At 63.0% G+C, this 15,806-nt stretch carries 16 protein-coding genes; 6 read left to right on the top strand and 10 right to left on the bottom strand.

Annotated elements, in window-relative coordinates; all coding sequences use genetic code 11:
• Positions 1–5 precede the first annotated feature (5 nt).
• The gene (locus tag DT068_RS19265) at positions 6–644 is read right to left on the bottom strand and encodes a glutathione S-transferase N-terminal domain-containing protein (RefSeq protein ID WP_119391506.1); all 639 of its coding nucleotides are present in this window, start codon (positions 642–644) and stop codon (positions 6–8) included.
• Between the two features lie 82 nt (positions 645–726).
• Here DT068_RS19265 and DT068_RS19260 point away from each other — a divergent pair, with 82 nt between their 5' ends.
• Entirely contained in the window at positions 727–1,323 is a 597-nt protein-coding gene (locus DT068_RS19260) for a TetR/AcrR family transcriptional regulator (RefSeq protein WP_119391505.1), read from the top strand.
• Here the strand turns inward: DT068_RS19260 and DT068_RS19255 are convergent.
• Positions 1,310–1,915, bottom strand: coding sequence for a GNAT family N-acetyltransferase (locus DT068_RS19255; protein WP_119391504.1), 606 nt, complete (start codon positions 1,913–1,915; stop codon positions 1,310–1,312). The two genes, DT068_RS19260 and DT068_RS19255, sit on opposite strands and share 14 nt — an antisense overlap.
• Positions 1,916–2,123: 208 nt before the next feature.
• Between DT068_RS19255 and DT068_RS19250 the strand changes: the two genes are divergently transcribed.
• Entirely contained in the window at positions 2,124–2,462 is a 339-nt protein-coding gene (locus tag DT068_RS19250) for a P-II family nitrogen regulator (RefSeq protein WP_119269018.1), read from the top strand.
• 42 nt (positions 2,463–2,504) lie between these two features.
• The gene (gene glnA, locus DT068_RS19245; protein ID WP_119391503.1) at positions 2,505–3,923 is read left to right on the top strand and encodes a type I glutamate--ammonia ligase; all 1,419 of its coding nucleotides are present in this window, start codon (positions 2,505–2,507) and stop codon (positions 3,921–3,923) included.
• Between the two features lie 161 nt (positions 3,924–4,084).
• Here glnA and DT068_RS19240 read toward each other — a convergent pair whose 3' ends face one another.
• From DT068_RS19240 to DT068_RS19225, 4 genes are all read right to left on the bottom strand, one after another.
• A complete protein-coding gene (locus DT068_RS19240) occupies positions 4,085–5,719 on the bottom strand; it encodes an amidohydrolase (protein WP_162914312.1) in 1,635 nt (544 codons plus the stop codon).
• An 11-nt stretch (positions 5,720–5,730) separates the two neighbouring features.
• Positions 5,731–6,627, bottom strand: a complete 897-nt coding sequence (locus tag DT068_RS19235) for an NAD(P)-dependent oxidoreductase (RefSeq protein ID WP_119391501.1) — start codon at positions 6,625–6,627, stop codon at positions 5,731–5,733.
• A 2-nt stretch (positions 6,628–6,629) separates the two neighbouring features.
• Positions 6,630–7,823: a mandelate racemase/muconate lactonizing enzyme family protein gene (locus tag DT068_RS19230; RefSeq protein ID WP_119391500.1), complete on the bottom strand. Its 1,194-nt coding sequence runs from the start codon at positions 7,821–7,823 to the stop codon at positions 6,630–6,632.
• 83 nt (positions 7,824–7,906) lie between these two features.
• Complete coding sequence (locus tag DT068_RS19225) at positions 7,907–9,010, bottom strand: pyridoxal phosphate-dependent aminotransferase (RefSeq protein WP_368904830.1); 1,104 nt, start codon at positions 9,008–9,010, stop codon at positions 7,907–7,909.
• A 156-nt stretch (positions 9,011–9,166) separates the two neighbouring features.
• Here DT068_RS19225 and DT068_RS19220 point away from each other — a divergent pair, with 156 nt between their 5' ends.
• Together DT068_RS19220 and DT068_RS19215 are read left to right on the top strand one after the other, a co-directional pair.
• A complete protein-coding gene (locus DT068_RS19220; RefSeq protein ID WP_119391498.1) occupies positions 9,167–9,517 on the top strand; it encodes a hypothetical protein in 351 nt (116 codons plus the stop codon).
• A gap of 75 nt (positions 9,518–9,592) precedes the next feature.
• Positions 9,593–10,267, top strand: coding sequence for a L,D-transpeptidase (locus DT068_RS19215; protein WP_119391497.1), 675 nt, complete (start codon positions 9,593–9,595; stop codon positions 10,265–10,267).
• A gap of 65 nt (positions 10,268–10,332) precedes the next feature.
• Here DT068_RS19215 and DT068_RS19210 read toward each other — a convergent pair whose 3' ends face one another.
• Together DT068_RS19210 and DT068_RS19205 are read right to left on the bottom strand one after the other, a co-directional pair.
• The gene (locus DT068_RS19210; protein WP_119391496.1) at positions 10,333–10,821 is read right to left on the bottom strand and encodes a BA14K family protein; all 489 of its coding nucleotides are present in this window, start codon (positions 10,819–10,821) and stop codon (positions 10,333–10,335) included.
• A gap of 31 nt (positions 10,822–10,852) precedes the next feature.
• Positions 10,853–12,004: a BaiN/RdsA family NAD(P)/FAD-dependent oxidoreductase gene (locus DT068_RS19205; RefSeq protein ID WP_119391495.1), complete on the bottom strand. Its 1,152-nt coding sequence runs from the start codon at positions 12,002–12,004 to the stop codon at positions 10,853–10,855.
• Positions 12,005–12,047: 43 nt separating this feature from the next.
• Between DT068_RS19205 and DT068_RS19200 the strand changes: the two genes are divergently transcribed.
• Complete coding sequence (locus tag DT068_RS19200; protein WP_368904829.1) at positions 12,048–12,380, top strand: hypothetical protein; 333 nt, start codon at positions 12,048–12,050, stop codon at positions 12,378–12,380.
• A gap of 30 nt (positions 12,381–12,410) precedes the next feature.
• On the opposite strand, the gene DT068_RS19195 is transcribed toward DT068_RS19200, so the two are convergent.
• Positions 12,411–14,609 (bottom strand): TonB-dependent hemoglobin/transferrin/lactoferrin family receptor, encoded by a 2,199-nt coding sequence (locus tag DT068_RS19195; RefSeq protein ID WP_119391493.1) that lies wholly within the window; start codon positions 14,607–14,609, stop codon positions 12,411–12,413.
• A gap of 176 nt (positions 14,610–14,785) precedes the next feature.
• A complete protein-coding gene (locus DT068_RS19190) occupies positions 14,786–15,718 on the bottom strand; it encodes a dimethylarginine dimethylaminohydrolase family protein (RefSeq protein WP_119391492.1) in 933 nt (310 codons plus the stop codon).
• Between the last annotated feature and the right edge of the window lie 88 nt (positions 15,719–15,806).

Below are 15,806 nucleotides of genomic sequence, written 5' to 3'. Positions count from 1 at the left end.
TCCCCTCACGCTGCAAGTGCGGGGGCGAAGAAGACGCCCTCGGCCCTGGGGGCCAGGCCTTCCGCCTCGAGAGCCAACCGGACTGCCGGGCGCCGGCTGACGCGCTGCATGAAGGCTTCGAGCTTCGGCCAGCGCGACAGATCGATGCCATTCCACTGCGACCAGTTCAGGCAGACGAAAAGATAAGCGTCGGCCACGCTGAATTTTCCATCCAGCACATAGTCGCCTGTGAGCCGGCCCGCGATCCAGGCCAGCCTGGGCGCCACATGCTTGTAGAGCGCCTGCTTCACCGGCGCATAATCGGGAATCATCATCTGCGCCATCGGCTTGTGGAGTTCCGTCGCGATGAAATTGAGCAGCGACTGGACATGCCGCATGCCCTCGCCGTCTTCGGGCACCAGGCCGGCTTGCGGATTGAGACGGGCCAGATACTGGAGGATGGCGGTCCCTTCCAGGAGGATCTCGCCATCGTCGAGGACCAGGGCCGGCACATAGCCGTTGGGATTGATGGCGAGAAAATCCTCACCGTCGCTGGTGCGATGGGTGGCGCGGTCGACCCGCACGATCTCCACATCGAGCCCGAGCTCATAGACGATGATGTGGGAGGCGAGAGAACAGGCTGCGCGCTGGGTATAGAGCTTCATTTTTACCTCCTGCATTGATTTTGTACTGCTTCGCATATATATTTGGATCGGTCAATGATTTTATGCGGAGAGGTACATAATTATGCGGAAACGTGGCCGCCCCATAGAATATGACGCGCAAACAGCGCTCGCCGCGGCGCGCGATGTCTTCTGGGCGACGGGATTTTCAGCAAGCTCGCTCGATGCGCTGAGCGAGGCCACGGGCATGAACCGGCCCAGCCTCGCCGGCGCCTTCGGCGACAAGGAAGCGCTCTATATCGCGACCCTCGAGCAGTACCGCGACCAGGGTGCGGCCGCCATGAAGGAGACGCTGAGTGGTGCCAGACCGCTTGCCCGCGAGCTTGCCCTTCTCTATGCGTCGGCCATCGATCTCTATCTCGCGTCGAAGGATGCGGCCCGTGGCTGCCTCATGATCGGCACGGCCTCGGTGGAGGCGGTCAGCCGCCCTGCCGTCCGGAACGTCCTCTCTCAGGGGCTTGCGGAATTCAACGCCATCATCGAAGAGCGCCTGCGCAAGGCGGTTCGTGACGGCGAGATCGGCAAGGACACCGACCCCGCGGCCCTGGCGCAGATCGCCTCCGCCGTCCTGCATTCGCTGGCGGTAAGGGCGCGCGCCGGTGACCCGCGCAAGAGTCTCGAAAGACTGGCGCGGACCGCTGTCGGCCTCATTTGTCCGTGAAGGAAAGCCGCATCAACGGACGCCTCGGCGAGCGCCGGGCGATCTCCTTGAAGCCCAGGGCGCGAAACACCGACTCGATGCCGACAAAGCCCTCGCCCCACATCAAGGGCTTCTCGGTGTCGATGGGGCAGACATCGAGCGCCGTCGCCTTCTTCTTTTTCGCATAGTCGATGGCGGCCTTGGCGAGATCAGTCATGAGCCCACGCTTCCGGTGACCGGTACGAACATAGAAGCAGGTGATCGCATAATGCTTCGCCGGATCGAGCTCGGGCTCGCGCTGCGAGGTCTTGGCCATTTCGAAGCGGATGACATCGCGGCGCGGCGACACCGCGACCCAGCCGATCGGCACACCCTTCTCATAAAGAAGAAGGCCCGGCACCGGCCCCTTGGCCACACAGGACCGGAAAGCGCGCTTGCGCCCTTCCTTGCTCATGGTCCGGAAGTCGGTCGAAGTGAGCCTCGGCCACATGCACCAGCAGCCTGAATTAGCTCCTTTCTCCGGCCCGAACAGATCCGCGACATCGGCCCAGCGCGACGGCGTCAAGGGATGGACGGTGAATTTCGAGGCCTGCGATGGGGTTGCCCTGCTCATCGCCCGATTGATAATCTGTTTCCGCAAATTTGTCTGGTGCCGGATTTTGCATGCCTAACCTTTGGGCTAATGCCCTATAATTAGGCACAGGAATCAGGCGGGCCGAGCCCTGCTCCAAGCCAGTCTGTTGATTCCGTTCAAAAATTACTCCGAAAGCCAACTGGCACGCGCCCTGCAAACAGGGTGCCTGATCACAACAGGGGTGTGCATGAAAAAGATCGAGGCCATCATCAAGCCATTCAAGCTCGACGAAGTGAAGGAAGCCCTGCAGGAGGTCGGCCTGCAAGGCATCACGGTCACCGAGGCCAAGGGATTTGGCCGCCAGAAGGGGCATACCGAGCTCTATCGCGGCGCTGAATATGTCGTCGACTTCCTGCCCAAAGTGAAGATCGAGATCGTGCTGGCGGACGAGCTCGTCGACAAGGCCGTCGAGGCCATCCAGAACGCGGCGCGCACCGGGCGCATCGGTGACGGCAAGATCTTCATTTCGACCATCGACCAGGCGATCCGCATCCGCACGGGTGAATCCGGCACGGACGCGCTCTGATCCATTCAACCAAGACCAAGTCAACCAGAGGGATAACAGAAAATGGCCAAGGCAAAAGACGCCGATGCGGTGATGAAGCTGATCAAGGAGAAGGATGTGAAATACGTCGATCTCCGCTTCACCGATCCGCGCGGCAAGATGCAGCATCTGACGATGGACGTGTCGCAGATGACCGAGGACGCGTTCGCCGACGGGCTGATGTTCGACGGCTCCTCGATCGCCGGCTGGAAGGCGATCAACGAGTCCGACATGGTGCTGATGCCGGACCCCGCCACCGCCCATATGGACCCCTTCTATGCGCAGACGACGCTCGCCGTGTTCTGCGACATTCTCGAACCCTCGACGGGCGAAGGCTATTCGCGCGATCCGCGCATGATCGCCAAGCGCACCGAGGCCTATCTCAAGCAGACCAAGCTCGGCGACACGGTCTATGTCGGTCCCGAGGCCGAGTTCTTCATCTTCGATGACGTGCGCTTCGCCACCTCGCCCTACAATACCGGCTTCAAGCTCGACTCGGTGGAGCTGCCGATCAACGGCGACCGGGAATACGAGACCGGCAATCTCGGCCACCGCATGCGCACCAAGGGCGGCTATTTCCCGGTGAACCCGCAGGATTCAGCACAGGACATGCGCTCGGAAATGCTGTCGGTGATGGGCCAGATGGGCCTCTCGGTCGAGAAGCACCATCACGAAGTGGCTTCCGCCCAGCACGAGCTCGGCACCAAGTTCCAGCCGCTGGTCACCGCCGCCGACCATATGCAGATCTACAAATATGTGATCCACAATGTGGCGCATGCCTATGGCAAGACCGCCACCTTCATGCCGAAGCCGGTCTTCGGCGACAACGGCTCGGGCATGCACTGCCACTTCTCGATCTGGAAGGACGGCAAGACGCAGATGGCCGGCAACCAGTATGCCGATCTCTCCGAGCTCTGCCTCTACTTCATCGGCGGCGTCATCAAGCATGCCAAGGCGATCAACGCCTTCACCAACCCGTCGACCAACTCCTACAAGCGTCTGGTGCCGGGCTATGAGGCGCCGGTGCTACTCGCCTATTCGTCGCGCAACCGCTCGGCCTCCTGCCGTATCCCGCACACCTCGAACCCGAAGGCGAAGCGCGTCGAAGTGCGCTTCCCCGATCCGACGGCCAATCCCTATCTCGGCTTCTCGGCCATCATCATGGCGGGCCTCGACGGCGTGGTGAACAAGATCCATCCGGGCGATGCCATGGACAAGAACCTCTATGATCTGCCGCCGGCCGAGCTCAAGGGCATCCCGACGGTGTGCGGATCGCTGCGCGAAGCGCTCGCCTCGCTCGACAAGGACCGCGAGTTCCTCAAGAAGGGCGGCGTGTTCTCCGACGACCAGATCGACAGCTTCATCGAGCTCAAGATGGAAGAGAACATGAAGTACGAGATGATGCCGCATCCGGTCGAGTTCGACATGTATTACAGCTGCTGACGAACGACAGTGTAATAACCCCCTGGGAACTCAAGGCCGGATGGAAACATCCGGCCTTTTTCTGTCTCAGAATTACTACGATGCTAAGCCGTCATCCCGGCGAAAGCCGGGACCCATTGACTAGAATCAACAGGGCGGCGCTACTCGAGTGTCGGTAGCTGTTACCCACCAAATTCTTCATGCCGGTAGACCTCGCGGCCGCCGAGCAGGGTCAGCATCACTTGCGTGTCGGCAATGTCATAGGGGTCGATGGCGAGGAGATCGCGGTCGAGGATGATGAGATCGGCATATTTGCCCTGCTCCAGCGAGCCCGTATCGGCCGAGCGCCAGGCAGCGGCCGCGGCGTTGACCGTATAGCCCTTGATGCATTCATCGAGCGTCATGCGTTCCTCGGGCAGGAAGGGCGGATAGTCCTTCGGCTTGCCGGGCGGCTGGCGGGTGATCGCGGTCTGCATGATGTGGAACGGGTTGAGCGTCGAAACGCCCCAGTCGCTCGACAGGGCACAGCTCGCGCCAGCATCGATCAGCGAGCGGAAGGGATAGATCCAGCGCGCCATGCGCGGACCCGCGATCGGCACGGCGACATCGGTGACCGAGGGCTCGTTCCTGGCCCACAGGGCCTGGATATTCGGCATGATGCCGAGCTTCGCGAAACGCGGAATGTCGTCGGGATCGATGCATTGCACATGGGCGAGCTGATGCAGGCTGGGCCAGGCGCCATTCACTTCGCGCGCCGCCTCGAGCCCGTCGAGCGCCACCCGCACCGCCTTGTCGCCGATCACATGGCAATGGATCTGGAAGCGTGCCGCATCGAAGGCGATGAAGAGCTCGCGCAAATGATTCTCGCCGAACATCACCGGCGCGTTGCCGCCCTCGGCGTCGTGATAGTCCTCGATCATCGCCGCGGTGCGGTTCTCGAGCACGCCATCGAGGAAGAATTTCGCCGAATGTACTTTCAGCATGGGGGATGAGCAGTCGCGGCGGAAGCCTTCGATGCGGGCGAGCGCGCCCTCGACCGTATCGGTAGGCTCGACCAGGGCGGTCGAGGCGACGCGCACCGTGAGGCCGGTGCTTTTTTCAACCGCGCGATAGATGCGCAAATGCCTCTCGGTGACGAGCGCGTCGAGCACGCCGGTGAAACCGTTGCGGTTGCACAGAGCCTGGCCGAAACGCACCCCCGCTTCCCAGTCAGAATCGGGTGTCTCGGGCATGCGCTCGCGCGCCCATTCGATGGCAAGCTCATGCAGCATGCCGGTCGGCACGCCGGTCTTGTCGCGGGCGAAACGGCCATTCTCCGGGTCCTGCACAGAGCGGTCGAGACCGATCCGCTCGCAGGCTTTCGTGTTCATCGCGGCGCTGTGATAGTCCGACGAATAAAGCAGCACGGGACGATCGGGCACCACCGCATCGAGCACCTGGCGGGTGAGGTTGTGCTCGCCGAAAATGCCCGAATACCAGCCATGGCCCTTCACCCAGTCGCGCTTCGGATTGGCCTCGGCGAAGTCCTTCAGCTTCGCCTGCAGCTCCTCGATCTTGCGAACGCCGGCAAGGTCGACATCGAGCGCGTGGCGTGTGCCTGAATCCTGCATATGGATATGGGTGTCCTGGAAGCCCGGCAGAACGAGCCTGCCGCCGGCGTCGACGACCCTGGCCCCTTTACCGGCCAGCGCCCTGATCTCCGCGGTCGATCCCAGCGCCAGGACGCGGCCTTGATGCGAGGCCAGCGCTTCGACCCTGGGCTTCAGCGGGTCCATGGTCCTTATGTCGGCATTGATGACGATCATCTCAGGTTTCATCGATAGTCCCCTCATTCGAGGCGCGCCGGAAAGCCCGGCGCGCGCAGATCCGTTTCGAGTTCGTCTTCGAGCAGTTTGACGATCATGGTCGACTGCGCCGCCCCGCCATAGGCCTCCCTGCCCTTCATAAAGGCCTCGCGGGTGCGGGTAGCGAGATCGAGCGGCACGCCGAACTCCTCGCCGAATTTCATGGCAAAGCCCAGGTCCTTCAGCGCCAGATCCATGGTGAAGGCGATGTCATAGCTGCCATTGAGGATGAGCTGGCCTTCCGTCTCATGCACGAAGCTGGTGCCGGAGCTTGCCGCGATCGCCTTCCAGGCCTGCGCCAGATCGAGGCCGCCGCGCTTGGCCAGCATCAGCGCCTCGCCATCGGCGATGAGATGAATGAAGGCCAGCATGTTGGTGATGACCTTGATCACCGCGGCAGAGCCCAGAGGCCCCATGTGGAAGAGCCTGCCGCCCATCGCTTCGAGCGCCGGGCGATGTTCGGCCAGGAGATCGGCATCGCCGCCCGCGAGCACCGTGATCTCGCCACGGGCCGCCAGATGGACGCCGCCGGTCACCGGACATTCGAGGAGGCGGATGCCGTGATCGCCCGCCCGCGCGGCAAGCTTCAGGATCTCGTCGCGCCCCAGGGTCGACATCTCGATCCAGGTGCCGGCGAAGCCCGCCGTCAGCAATTCGCCAAGCACCGCTTCCGATGCCGTGGGCGATGGCAGGCAGGTGATGATGGCATCGCATGACGCGGCCAGCTCGCCGGGCTTGCCGGCCCAGCGGGCGCCGGCCTCGATATGCCTGGCGGCGCGCGCGCTGTCCCGGTCGCAGACAGCAACGTCGAAACCGCCGCGGATGAGACTCAGCGCAAGATGTCCGCCCAGATTGCCGAGACCGATGAAGCCGTAGCGCATGATCACTCGATCGGCCGCTCGGTCATTTCGAGATGGACATTCGTGCCCGTATAGGGATGCGCCAGCGCCACCTTCTCATCGAGCTCGATGCCGAGGCCTGGCTCGGTCGGCAGCAGCACGCGGCCCTCCTCCCAGCGGATCGGCTTCTTCAGGATCCTGGAATGGAAGCCGCCCCAGGTCTCGATGCTTTCGAGGATCAGGAAATTCGGCAGCGAGGCGGCGAAGTGGATATTGGCCGCACCTTCCACCGGCCCGGCATAGAGATGAGGCGCTATCTGCGCATAATGCGTCTCGGCCATGGCGGCGACCTTCTTCGCCTCCATGATGCCGCCGACCCGGCCCAGCGCCATTTGCAGGATCGAGGCGGCGCCGGTTTCGAGCACACGGGCGAACTCATATTTGGTGACGAGCCGCTCGCCGGTCGCAATGGGAATGGACGTGCCGCGCGCCACTTTCGCCATCTCCTCCGGCATTTCAGGCGGTGTCGGCTCCTCGAACCACAGCGGTTCATAAGGCTCGAGCCGTTTGGCGAGACGGATGGCGCCGGATGCCGTGAACTGGCCATGCGTGCCGAACAGAAGGTCGGCCTTGCTGCCGACCGCCTCGCGGATCAGCCGGCAGAATTTCTCACACAGCTCGAGCGAGACCAGCGAAGGCTGGCGCGGATCGAAGACCGAATAGGGTGCGGCCGGATCGAACTTGATGGCGGTGAAGCCCTGCTTCACATAATGCGCGGCACGCTCGGCCGAGGCTTCGGCATTCCAGTAGATCGAACTGTCCTGGCCTTTGGCCGTGTCGGGATAGATATAAGTGTATGACCTGAGGCTTTCATGCACGCGTCCGCCCAGCAGCTCATAGACGGGCTTGCCGGTCGCCTTGCCCTTGATGTCCCAGAGCGCGATCTCGATGCCGGACAGCACGCCCATCAGCGAGGCATCGGGGCGCAAGGTGTAGCCTGTGCCATAGGCCTTGCGCCACAGCGCCTCGATGTGGAACGGGTCCATGCCTTCGACATGACGGGCGAAGACATCCTCGATCATGGCGGTCATCGCCTTGGGCCCGAATGTATCGCAATAGACTTCGCCGATGCCGCTGACATTGTCGTCGGTGGTCAGCTTGACGAAGATGAAGTAGCGCCCGCCAAAGCCCGGCGGCGGATTGCCGACAATGAAAACCTTGAGATCCCTGACCTTCACGCCGCCACTCCCCGCGCTGTTTCAGTCACCATCGCCCGGGACGACGACATGATGCAAGAGCCAGCCCGCCTCACCATTTTGGGTCAGCCGAGGCTGCGCAAGGCCTTCGGCAGCGCCTCGGCGAAGAGATCAAGCTCATCGTCGGGCGCGGCACTCACCCTCATGCAGCGGTTGAGCGGCGCGACACCTGGCATGCGCACGAAGATGCCAAGGCCGATCAGCGCGTCCAGCAGGCGCTTCGCATGGGCGCCGTCGCGGCCGCAATCGATGGTCACGAAATTCGTGGCCGAGGGCAAAGGCCGCAAGCCCTCAGCACCGGCAATGGCACCGATGCGCTGGCGCGCGCGGCCCACCTTGGCCACCACCTCGCGCAGATAGGCCTCATCGGCAAGAGCCGCCAGCGCAGCCGCCTGGGCCAGGCGGTTGACGCCGAAATGATTGCGCACCTTGTCGAAGCATTTGATGAGCTCCGCCTCGCCGATCACATAGCCGATGCGGGCCCCCGCCAGGCCATAGGCCTTGGAGAAGGTGCGGAAGCGCAGAAGCTTCGGGTTGCCGGTGTCGAGGGGCGGCAAAGTGCCCGGGGGAGCGAATTCGCCATAGGCCTCATCGAGGATGAGGAGCGCATGGTCGGGGATGTCGCGGATCAGCGCCTCGACCGCAGGCGCAGGCCACCACGATCCCATCGGGTTGTCGGGGTTGGCGAAGAAGATGAGCCGCGCCTTCTCGCGCTTCGCCAGATCGAGCAGAGCTTGCGGATCCTCGCGGTCCGCGCGATAGGGCGTCGTCACCAGCCTTCCGCCATAGCCATTGACGTGGAAGTTGAAGGTCGGATAGGCGCCCTGCGACGTGGCGACGGTGACGCCCGGCTCGACGAAAAGGCGCACCGCATAGCCGAAGAGCGCGTCGATCCCCTCGCCCACCGCGATGTTCTCCGGGCGCACGCCATGATGGCGCGCCAGGGCCTGCTTGAGATCGTGGTTCTCGGGATCGCAATATTTCCAAACGTCATGCGCTGCCCTCTCGAGGGCGGCGATCGCCCGTGGCGAGGGTCCGAAGCCGCTCTCATTGGCGCCGAGCCGCGCCTTGAAGGCGACGCCTCGCTGGCGCTCCAGCGCCTCGGGGCCGACAAAGGGGACGGTGGAAGGCAGCGCCTCGACCACAGGGGTCAGCGGTATGCTTGTCACGAAAGGCTCCATTACCCGGAACGGGGAGCTATGGCATGCAGGGCGAAGGCTGGCAAATCCGACTGTGACCTCGGCGCAACAGTCGCGAATTAAGCGTGTCGATTCACAAGCTCGTGAGCTTGGCCTGCGGGTCAAAAAGAGTAGAAGACGGCTGAGATGAGTCGCGTTCCCGATATCTGCCTGCGCCGTGCCACAGTTTCCGTGATGTTCCTGTGCATGCTGGCGCTTACCCTGTGTCAGGTTCTGGGTCCCACGGCGCGGCTGCACAATTCCTTGGCGCCGGCCGACTTCACCGAACGGGCTCTTGCCGGCCGAAGCCTGCAGGCCTTCGGCGGCCATATCCCGCTGCCGAGCCGCTGCGCCAGCATCAAGCTTGCCCCCGTCGAGATCACGGCGATCGACCTCGCGCCCGAGAGCGGCGCTTGCAGCTTCGCTCGGGTCGGCAGCCTGCCGCCACCGCCAAGCACCGAGCTTGGCGTGCCGACGCCGCCACCGCGCGCCGCCTGATCCCCGGACAGATCGTTCATTGCCGCAGCGAAGGCCTGCGGTTCTCTTTCAATTGACACTCAAGGACACTTACCCATGCCGATCACCCGGCGCTTTTTCCTCCTCGGCGGCGCTGGCCTCGCGCTCAGCGCCTGCGTCAGGGACGGAAGCGAGGAAGGCATCATGGCCGAGCCCACTTCTTCCGGCCCTTCGCCCTTTGCGCGCAACTATGGCGCCCTGCCCGACGAGCCCTTTCCGATACCGGCCGCCGATCTGAAGAAGCTCAAGCCGAAATACCGCCGGCGGATCGTCGATTTTCCGACCGCCGAAATACCCGGTACCATCATCGTCGATACGCCGAACCGCTTCCTCTATCTGGTAATGGAGAACGGCACGGCGATGCGCTATGGCGTCGGCATCGGGCGCGACGGCTTCAGCTGGGGCGGGCGCGGGCGCATCCAGTACAAGCGCGCCTGGCCGCGCTGGACGCCGCCCAGCGAAATGATCGCCCGCCAGCCGGAGCTGGAGAAATACCGCAATGGCATGGAGCCGGCGCTCGACAATCCGCTCGGCGCGCGCGCGATGTATATATTCCAGGACGGCCAGGACACTTTGTACCGCCTGCACGGCACGCAGGATGCCGCCAGCATCGGCAAGGCGGTGTCGTCAGGATGCGTGCGCCTCATCAATCAGGATGTGATCGATCTCTTCAACCGGGTGCGGCCGGGTGCTGCGATCATCGTGCGCCAGCACGAAGACGAAGCGGTCTGAGACTTTCGCTGCAAGCAAAAGGGCCGGAGAAAATCTCCGGCCCTTTTCGTTTGTTCAGAGAGAAGCTACAGGCGGCAGGGCCGCCACTTGCCCGATGCGCTCTTGTACTTGCCGGTCTGCGGATCGAAGGAGCGGTATTTGCGGGCACAGGCCTTGGACCATGAACGGCCGCCGGTATCATCGGCCGCCTGATAGCGCACGCGCTGGCCTTCATAATTGTCCATGCAGCGCGCGAAGGCATTGTCATAAGCGCGGCGGTAGCGATCGCTGGTGACGCCGGCGCCCAGCAGCGTGCCGCCGACGCCGCCGATGATGGCGCCCTTGCCCGCCCCTTCGCCGCGGTCGATGAGGCCGCCGATCAGCGCACCGCCCAAAGCGCCGCCGATGGTGCCGACCAGCACATCAGCGCCGCCATTGGTCTTGCGGTGCGCGACATCGCGGGCATAGGAATCACAATAGCCTCTGGGGCCTGCCGACGCCGTGCCGGCGAAGCCCGCCGTCATGGCGAGCGCCATCGCGACGCCCATGAATTTCGCGAGGACAATCCGTTTCATGCCGTACCACTCCCAATCCAAAACCTGACCTTCACTTAGAAAGGGATTGTGGCCGGTCCGGGGCAGTTTGTAACGCTTCCAGACAGGCCTTTGCGGCCGCCACGGCGGTCGAAAAGCAGGCCTGCAGCAGATAGCCGCCGGTCGGCGCCTCCCAGTCCAGCATTTCGCCCACCGCATGGACGCCGGGCCAGGCCTTGAGCGCGAAGCCGGAATCGACCGCATCCAACGCTACGCCGCCGGCGGATGAAATGGCACGTGCCAGCAGATCGGTGCCGGTCATGGTCAGCTCGACCGCCTTGATGGTGTGCGCCGTCGCCGGCGCGCCCGCCTCGCGCAACAGCGCGATGGCCGCCGGGCTGAGATTTGCCGCCTTGCGCAGCCGGTTGCTCCGGGAGTCCTTGCCCCGCGGACGGGCCAGGCGCTCTTCCAGTGCCGCGATCGAGAGATCCGGCCGCAGATCGAGCGTGAGCTTGCCCGTCTGGCGCAATTCGCGCGACAGCGCATAGATGGCGCCGCCTTCCAGGCCACGCGCGGTGATCATCGCCTCGCCGCGCACGCCGCGCACGCCGCTCGTAACCCTGATGCGCTTCAGCGGCTCTCCCGCGAAGCGCTCGCGGAAGTAAGGCGACCAGGCAATGCCGATGCCGCAATTGGCGGGCACGAAATCATTCACCGGCACGCCGCGGCGGCGCAGCGCGTCCACCCAATGCGCGTCGGACCCGAGACGCGGCCAGCTGGCGCCGCCCAGCGCCAGGATCATCGCATCGGAGCGCTTCTCTCCCATCCATTCGGTCTTCAGCTCGAGCTTCACGCCCAGCGCATCGAGCCGCCGCAACCAGGCGCGCAGCAGCGGCGAGGCCTTCATCGTCGTCGGGAACACCCGGCCCGATGATCCGACAAAGGTTTCGATGCCGAGACCATTGCACCAGCCGATCAGCGCCTCCGGCGGGAAGGCGCGGATGGCGGGCTCAAGAAAGGACCGCGCCGCGCCATAGCGATCGAGAAATTGATCCAGGGGCTCCGAATGGGTGAGGTTGAGGCCGCCACGCCCGGCCATCAGGAATTTCCGCGCCGGCGATGCCATGTGATCGACGACGCGCACCCGTGCCCCTGCCGTCGCCAACACTTCGGCGGCCATGAGACCGGAAGGACCGGCGCCGATGATTTCGACTGCGAAACTCATGCCGCGGCATTGCCAGAAAACATGACGACACTAAGATACGAATATGCAGAACAGAAATTCATCGATGCTCTTCACAGCCGGCGTGTTTGCCGCGATTGCCCTTGCTTCCTCCCCTGTCCTAGCAAAGCAATCCCTGCCGCCGCAAATCACCCAGGCGATCAAGTCCTGGCAGCAATGTGCGGCAGCCGCCTACAAGGCTGAAAAGCAGCTTCGGGCAAGCAGGAGCGAGGCCGCGGAGGCGAGCTTCGCGTCCTGCCAGCCGCAATATGACATGATCGTCGCGCGTGCCGGGGAGAACGGCCTCAAGGCCGATGATGTGCGCCGGGCGCTCGACAAGAGCAAGATCGCGCTCCAAAAGCAAATGACCGCCCGATAGGCTGGGCGGTCATCAGTTCGGGCGTCGGCCTCAGCCGCCGAAGCGCCAGGTGGCCGATATCTTGGCGTTGAAGCCGGGCTCCAGATAGGGATCGCCGCCGGCCCCCAGAACGGCGCTCAGATAGTTCACATGCTTTTCGTCGAAGATGTTCTCGAGCCGCGCATCGACGCGGAAGTCGGGCGTGACCTCATAGCCGGCGAACAGATTGACCAGCGTATAATCCTCGGAGACCCGCTTCGTATCCGTTGGACTGGGCGTCGAAAGATCGGGAACGCTATATTTGTAACTGAAGGCGTGCTGCACCTCGCCGCCGACAGTCAGGCGCTGGTCGAAGAAGCGGAAACCCAGGAAGCCGAGAAGTTGATCGGGCGGAACGGTGTCGAGCTCCTTGCCATCTTCCTTGTTCTTGCTGTCGACGAAGGAGCCTGACAGCCCGGTGAAGAAAGTGCCGCGATCATAGACAGCCTCGAATTCGATGCCTTTCAGGACGACCTCGTCGAAGTTCTGATACTGCACACAGAACGGGGCCGTTCCCGGCTGCATCGACCATGTGCAATTGGGATCGAAGTTCGGCCCCGGGAATGGCGAAAGACTGTCATTGAGGCCGATATAGTCATTGACCGTGTTGTGATAGACGGCCGCCTTGACGCGGACACCATCGTCATCGGTGAATATGCCGTCGCGCTTGTAGTTCACGCCCACTTCGAACATATGCGCGGTTTCAGGCGTCAGATTGGGATTGGGCAGGAACGGGAAGGCCACGCCCGCCGGGTGCATGCCGGTAATGAGCGTTTCAATGACGCTGGGCGAGCGATAGCCTTCGGCATAGGTGCCATAGACTTGGAGGCCGCGCAGGCCGGTCGATTCGAATGGCTTGATGCCGGCCGTGATGCGCGGCGACAGCCGGTCGCCATCATTGCTGATCTCGCCATCGGTGCTTTCGAAATTGTATGAATCGTAGCGCAGCCCGCCGATGATCTCGAGCCAGTCGGAGAATTCAAGCTTGTCCTGGATGAATGCGCCCCATACTTCGCGCTTGCCCGAAGGGTTGTAGACGAATGCGCCGCCCAAGGGGTCCTCGACGGTCACATCGTCCTCGAACCAGTCGCCGCCGTAAGTCAGCGTGTGCCGGACGGCCGCCGTATCGAAACGCGACGTGTTGTTGACGTCGAAGCCATTGGTGACAAGGTCGAAGCTGCGCACCGAACCGGCCGGGACATTCACGAAGCCGCCATTTTCCTGATCCCAGCGCAGCCCGTCGGCCAGCGATGTCTGGTCCATCTTCGTGTCGTTGACATAACCGCTCAGCGTGAAATCGATCCAGCCATTGCCGGGCGTGTAGTGATATTTGCCGGTGAAGATGTCCTCGCGCAGATCCGTATCCTGCGGGATCGATCCGGGCTCGCGCCAGTCATTGCTGTTGCCGAGCCAGCCCAGGGTTACCTCATGGCCGTCAGCCGGACGGATGACGGTCTTGGCCAGTCCACCCATGACTTCATAGTTGGTGTCGTCGACCTTGTGTCCATCGCCGCCCTTATAATCATCACGCTCGCGATAGGTGAAATTGCCGATGAGATCGAAGGCCTCGACCGGCTTGATGGCGCCCGTCACGCTGGTGAGATAGCCCTCACCATTGGTTTCATAGCCGCCCTTGATCGAGCCGCCATATTGCTCGCCATCGCGCAGGAAATCGCTGGCCGACTTGGTCTCGAACACCACGACGCCGCCGATGGCACCCGACCCGTAGATATTCGCCACCGGCCCGCGCACGACGGTGACCTGCTTGAGCATTTCAGGCTCTATCCACATGGAGCTGGCGCTGCCGTGATCGGCGCGGGAGAAATTGTTGCGGGCACCATCGGTTATCATCGCGACGCGGCCGAAATCCTGCAACCCGCGGATATTGATGCTCGTCCCGAGGCCGGTCCGGTCCTGCGACCCTGCCGTCGAGACACCAGGTATGCCATTGAGGACCTGGCCGATATTGGTCGGCTGCTTCTGCTGCAGCTTGTCCTTGCCGACGACGCTGGTCGAGGTCAGCGACTGGATCACTTCCTCGTCGAACTTGGAGGCGACGATGGTGATCTGATCGAGCAGACCGCCATTGTCCGTGGCGGTCTCCTGCTCGGCCTGCTGCTGCGGCTCTTCCTGGCCTGATGCCGGAATGGCGAAAACAAACGTGGCAACTGTCGCCAAGAGCGACAGCCGCAAACAAGTGGTGCGTCCCATGAGACCCCTCTCCCCTGAACCATCGAAAGGCTGGCTACCGGACTGGAGGAGTCTTTTGCTGGCGCGCGGCCAGGCGCGTTTTCTTGCCTGGCCCCGCGTTAACTAATGATATCCGACCAAAACAGTCAAGAATTATCTAACTTATGGCCAGATAACCCGAAATTGCCCTGGAACGCCTATGCAGCTTCCCGGCGCAGAGGCTGGCACATGCAGTGCACGCCGCCGCCGGCCTGGGTGAACATGGTCATGTCCGGGTCATAGACCTTGAAGCCCGCGGCGCGCATCTTGCCGTTGAGATCATGGGCGCCCGCCGTCGACAGCACCCGGTCATTGCCCAGCGCCACCACATTGCAGCCCAAGGCCATGGTTTCCTTGAAACTCGCCGGAATGATCTCGATCTTCTTCGACTTGAGCCACTGGACGATGTCGTCCTCGGTCGTCTCGAGGCAGACCGCGGCGCAATGCTCGTTGAGCATGCACACCATCAGGTCGATATGGACATAGAACTGGTCGATCGGGGCATATTTGATCTCCCAGCCCTCCTTGATGAACCATTCCGACACCTGGCGGGCCGCCACTTCCTCGGAACGATGATCGGTATAGCCGACGAGCGCCACGCCCGGCCTGATGATGTTGAAATCGCCGCCCTCGAAATTGCCCGCGCTGATCATGTCATAGATCGGGATACCGCGCTCGAGATAGAAGCGCAGGACGGCCGCATATTCGCCGCGCCGGCGCGGATTGGCGAGCTGGCAGACGACCGCGCCATAGGGCGACATGAAGGATGAGTCGCGGGCATAGACCTGATAGGGATTGGTCATGTCGACGGGAAGGAAGTGGCAGGTGACGCCGGCATCCCGATAGGCATCGATCATCTCGCGATGCTGGCGCATGGCGAGCTGCTTGTCGAACTTATGGCCCTTGCGCAAGGTATCGCGTACCAGCGACGACCAGTTGGCGTTCTCAAGCCCCATCCAGCGGAAGCTTTCGGCCGGGCCGAGGAGAACGTCCTTGAGCGGGCCTGTCTCGGATTTGAGATACCAGTCGCTCATCAGGGGCGTGCCGCCGCCTTCCTTGCGGGCGCGCAACGGTGTCTTGTCCTGGGCCATTGTGTCTCTCCATGGGTGGCTTTTGGCTCGGCGCAAAATCCGTCACCGCCCGCGGCAAGGCAAGCGACTAATGCTCGACCCGTCGGTG

It is taken from the genome of Taklimakanibacter lacteus (genome assembly GCA_003576695.1).
In the GTDB taxonomy this organism is placed as follows: Bacteria; Pseudomonadota; Alphaproteobacteria; order Rhizobiales; family Aestuariivirgaceae; genus Taklimakanibacter; species Taklimakanibacter lacteus.
The sequence above is the reverse complement of the archived record's forward strand: the minus strand, read 5'-3'. Positions and strand labels throughout refer to the sequence as shown.